Raw genomic sequence first — 3,948 nt, 5'->3', positions numbered from 1 at the left:
GAGAGTGTTCCTGCGCTGGGCCGGCGACATGCTGCGCCGCTTTTTCAGCACGCTGGACTGGGTGCTGTGCCTGGCCCTGGGCGCGCTGATGGTGATTGGCCTGGCGACCCTGAAGAGCGCTGGTGGCGACAGCCTGGTGATGGCGCAGGGCGCGCGTTTCGCGGTGGGCATGGCCGCACTGTGGGGCATCTCGCGGGTGCCGATCCTGCGCATCCGCTCGGCCACGCCGATGATCTACGCGATCTCGATGATCCCGCTGCTGGCGGTGTTCGTGCTGGGCACCGGTAAATATGGCCGGCAGTGGCTGGACCTGAAATTCTTCTACCTGCAGCCGGCCGAGCTGCTGAAGGTGAGCCTGCCGATGATGGTGGCGTGGTACCTGCACAAGATGCCGCTGCCGCCGCGCTTCAGTACCGTGCTCGTGGCCTTGATCATCATCGGCGTACCCACCGGCCTGGTGATGCTGCAGCCGGACTTCGGTACTGGCGTGCTGATCGCCGCCAGCGGCGTGTTCGTGCTGCTGCTGGCGGGCCTGCCGTGGTGGTGGGTTGGGCTGGGCGTGGGCGGCGTGGCTGCGGTCGCGCCGGTGGCCTGGTTCTGGTTGCTGCGGCCGTACCAGAAGGACCGCATCATGATGTTCCTGGACCCGGAGATGGACGCGCTTGGCGCCGGCTGGAACATCATCCAGTCGAAGATCGCCATCGGTTCCGGCGGCTTCGATGGCAAGGGCTGGGGCGAAGGCTCGCAGTCGCACCTGAACTTCATTCCCGAGCAGACCACCGACTTCGCGTTCTCGGTGCTGAGCGAGGAATTCGGCTGGATCGGCGTGGCCACCGTGCTGGCGCTGTACCTGGTGGTGATCGGGCGTTGCCTGTGGATCGCCAGCCAGTCACGCGATTCCTATTCGCGCCTGCTGGCGGGTGCCACCGGCCTGGCGTTCTTCGTCTACGTGCTGGTGAATGGCGGGATGATTTCCGGCCTGCTGCCGGTGGTAGGCGTGCCGATGCCGCTGATCAGCTACGGTGGTACTTCGGCGGTGTCGCTGCTGGCCGGTTTCGGGCTGGTGATGGCGGTGCGCAGCCACAATCCAGTGCACGGCGGCTACGGTTGAGTCCGGCGTCGGGGTCAGATCCCTTTTTCCACAGGAAAAAGGGATCTGACCCCGCAGCTCGGCTACGGAGAGCAGGAGCACCCTGACAGCTTCACGCAAGCACCCGTTGCTACCGTGCCCGCGTGAAATGGAAACGACTGCCTGGCGGCTGCCGTGAGGCGCTGCGCACGATCGATCTGCCGTTGCTGGGCGCGTTGTTGATCCTGATGGGCGCCGGCCTGGCGGTGCTGCACAGCGTGTCCGGCCCGGTGGCCGGGCAGGCGGCACGCTTTGCCGGTGGCCTGTTGGCGATGTGGCTGCTGTCGCGTGTTTCGCTGCTGCGATTGCGTGCGTGGACCCCTGCGATCTACGCGCTGTCGATGCTGCCGCTGATGGCGGTGTACGTCATCGGCACCGGCAAGTACGGGCAGCGCTGGCTGAACCTCGGCGTGTTCTACCTGCAGCCGTCCGAGCTGCTCAAGCTCAGCCTGCCGCTGATGATGGCGTGGTACCTGCATCGGCAACCACTGCCGCCCTCGCCGCGCACGGTATTGACCGCCGCGCTGCTGATCGGCGTGCCGGCGGTGTTGATCCTCATGCAGCCCAACCTCGGCACCGCCACGTTGGTCACTGCCAGTGGCGTGTTCGCGTTGTTGCTGGCTGGCTTGCACTGGGGCTGGTTGGCGACCGGGGCGGCAGGGCTGGCAGTGGCTGCACCCCTGGCGTGGTTCGGCTTGCTGCGGCAATACCAGAAGGATCGTGTGCTGACCTTCCTCGACCCGGCGGCCGACCCGCTTGGTACTGGCTGGAACATCCTGCAATCGCGCATCGCGATCGGTTCCGGGGGCTGGCAAGGACGTGGCTGGGGGCAGGGCACACAGGCCACGCTCGATTTCCTGCCCGAGTACACCACCGACTTTGCGTTCTCGGTGCTGGCCGAAGAGTTTGGCTGGATCGGCGTGGCGACGCTGTTCGCGCTGTACCTGTTCGTGGTGGGGCGTTGCCTGTGGATTGCGGTGCACGCGCGCGACACGCACGCGCGATTGCTGGCCGGTAGCCTGGGGCTGGCGTTCTTCGTCTACGTGCTGGTGAACGGCGGAATGATTTCCGGCCTGCTGCCGGTGGTGGGCATTCCGATGCCGCTGATCAGTTATGGCGGGACCTCGGCGGTTTCGCTGTTGGCCGGCATCGGGCTGGTGATGGCGGTACGCGGGCATCGGCCCGTGCACGGGGGATAGCGTTTCCAGCCAACGGCGCAGCCCCCTCGTGGGTGGTGTCTGGGTGGTCGCGGAAAGCAGAAGCGGCGGGTGGGCCGGTCGGGTTGGGTACGCGGGGGACGCCGTGAATCCGTCCCTGGAGGCTTGGCAGCCGCATCCATGCGGCTGACACCCCCGCGTACCCAACCCGACCGCCCTCTGACAGATTTTGGCGGTCTGCCACCCACGGAGAAGCAAGAGAAAATCAAAAGCGGGTCACGGCGCTGCGCTTGCTCGTGAGCCGAGCATGGCTCGGCTCCGCACAAGGCAATGAAGCGACCCGCCAAACCGCTTTTGCTTTTGATCTTCTCTTTTCTTCTCCGTGGGTGAACGCGCCCGAAAACTGTCAGCGGCCGGGTGGGTGGGCAGTGCGGGGTGTCCGCGGCATGGATGCCGCGGCCAAGCCCCCATGGATGGGTTTACGGCGTCTCCCGCAACCGGACCCACCCCGCCATCCCACGGATAGATCGCTGTTGCTGTTGCTCTTGCTTCGGCCGTTGCTCTGGCTCGTAGCGGGTGCAGGGCGCAGCCCTGCAGACAACACCCCCTTCCCTGAGCATTCCACGCAGTGGTTTGAGCGCCGTGCGCACGCCAGTCACGGCACGCTAGGCCAACGGAACCGCCCATCATCCACCGAGAACCCTCATGACCCTGCGCCATCTGCCCCTACGCACCGCCCTGCTGCTGGCCCTGTCCTCCCTGCCGCTGGCCGCGTTGGCCGAAGCCACCTCGCCCGCTCCCACCCAGCAGGTGCCCGGCGTCTACCACCAGCGCGTCGGCGCGCTGCAGGTCACCGCCCTGTTCGACGGCGTGGTCGCGCTGGGCCGGCAGGAAGTGGTCGACGTGCCGCCGACACTGGTCAGCCGCCTGTTGGAAGGCCGCTACGTACCGGAAGACAAGAAGGGCCTGCAGACCGCAATCAACGCGTTCCTGGTGCGCCAGGGCAACCACCTGACCCTGGTCGATACCGGCACCGCGCAGTGCTTCGGCCCCGGCCTGGGCCAGGTGCTGGGCAACCTGCGCGCCTCCGGCGTGGACCCGGCCGAGGTGGACGAGGTGCTGCTGACCCACGCCCATCCGGACCACCTGTGCGGGGTGCTCGATGCACAGGGCAAGCCGGCCTACCCGAATGCCACGGTGTGGCTGTCCAGGGCCGATGCCGACTACTGGCTCAACCCGGCCAGCGAGGCTTCCGCGCCGAAGGGTGTGCGCTTCGCCTTCCCGCTGGCGCGCAACGCGGTGGCACCGTACCAGGCCAGTGGCCACCTGCGCACGTTCAACCCCGGCGATGCCCTGCCCGGCGGCGCGGTGGCGATGGACACCCATGGCCATACCCCCGGCCACGTCTCCTACCGGTTCGACAGCCAAGGCCAGTCACTGCTGGTGTGGGGCGACGTGCTGCACTTCCATGCGGTGCAGTTCGCGCACCCGGAGGCCGCGTTCGAGGCCGATTCGGACCGCAAGGCGGCCATCGCCAGCCGTCGCGGGCTGCTGCAGCAGGCCACCGCCAACGGCTGGTGGGTGGCCGGTGCGCACCTGCCGTTCCCGGGCCTGGGCCACGTCCGCAGTGAAGGCCAGGCCTATGCGTGGGTCCCGGCGGAG

Annotated in this window: 3 protein-coding genes; all 3 read left to right on the top strand. The window is 67.5% G+C overall.

Annotation, left to right across the window (positions count from 1 at the left end; genetic code table 11):
* Positions 1-4 precede the first annotated feature (4 nt).
* The gene (rodA, locus tag N5E02_RS20415; RefSeq protein WP_279946696.1) at positions 5-1,111 is read left to right on the top strand and encodes a rod shape-determining protein RodA; all 1,107 of its coding nucleotides are present in this window, start codon (positions 5-7) and stop codon (positions 1,109-1,111) included.
* A gap of 122 nt (positions 1,112-1,233) precedes the next feature.
* Positions 1,234-2,328: a rod shape-determining protein RodA gene (gene rodA, locus N5E02_RS20410; RefSeq protein WP_065178035.1), complete on the top strand. Its 1,095-nt coding sequence runs from the start codon at positions 1,234-1,236 to the stop codon at positions 2,326-2,328.
* 663 nt (positions 2,329-2,991) lie between these two features.
* Positions 2,992-3,948, top strand: a 957-nt coding sequence (locus N5E02_RS20405) for an MBL fold metallo-hydrolase (RefSeq protein ID WP_279946695.1), incomplete at its 3' end; no start/stop codon positions are given.

The sequence above is a fragment of the Stenotrophomonas sp. GD03777 genome (assembly GCF_029842485.1).
GTDB lineage: Bacteria > Pseudomonadota > Gammaproteobacteria > Xanthomonadales > Xanthomonadaceae > Stenotrophomonas > Stenotrophomonas sepilia.
The sequence above is the reverse complement of the archived record's forward strand: the minus strand, read 5'-3'. Positions and strand labels throughout refer to the sequence as shown.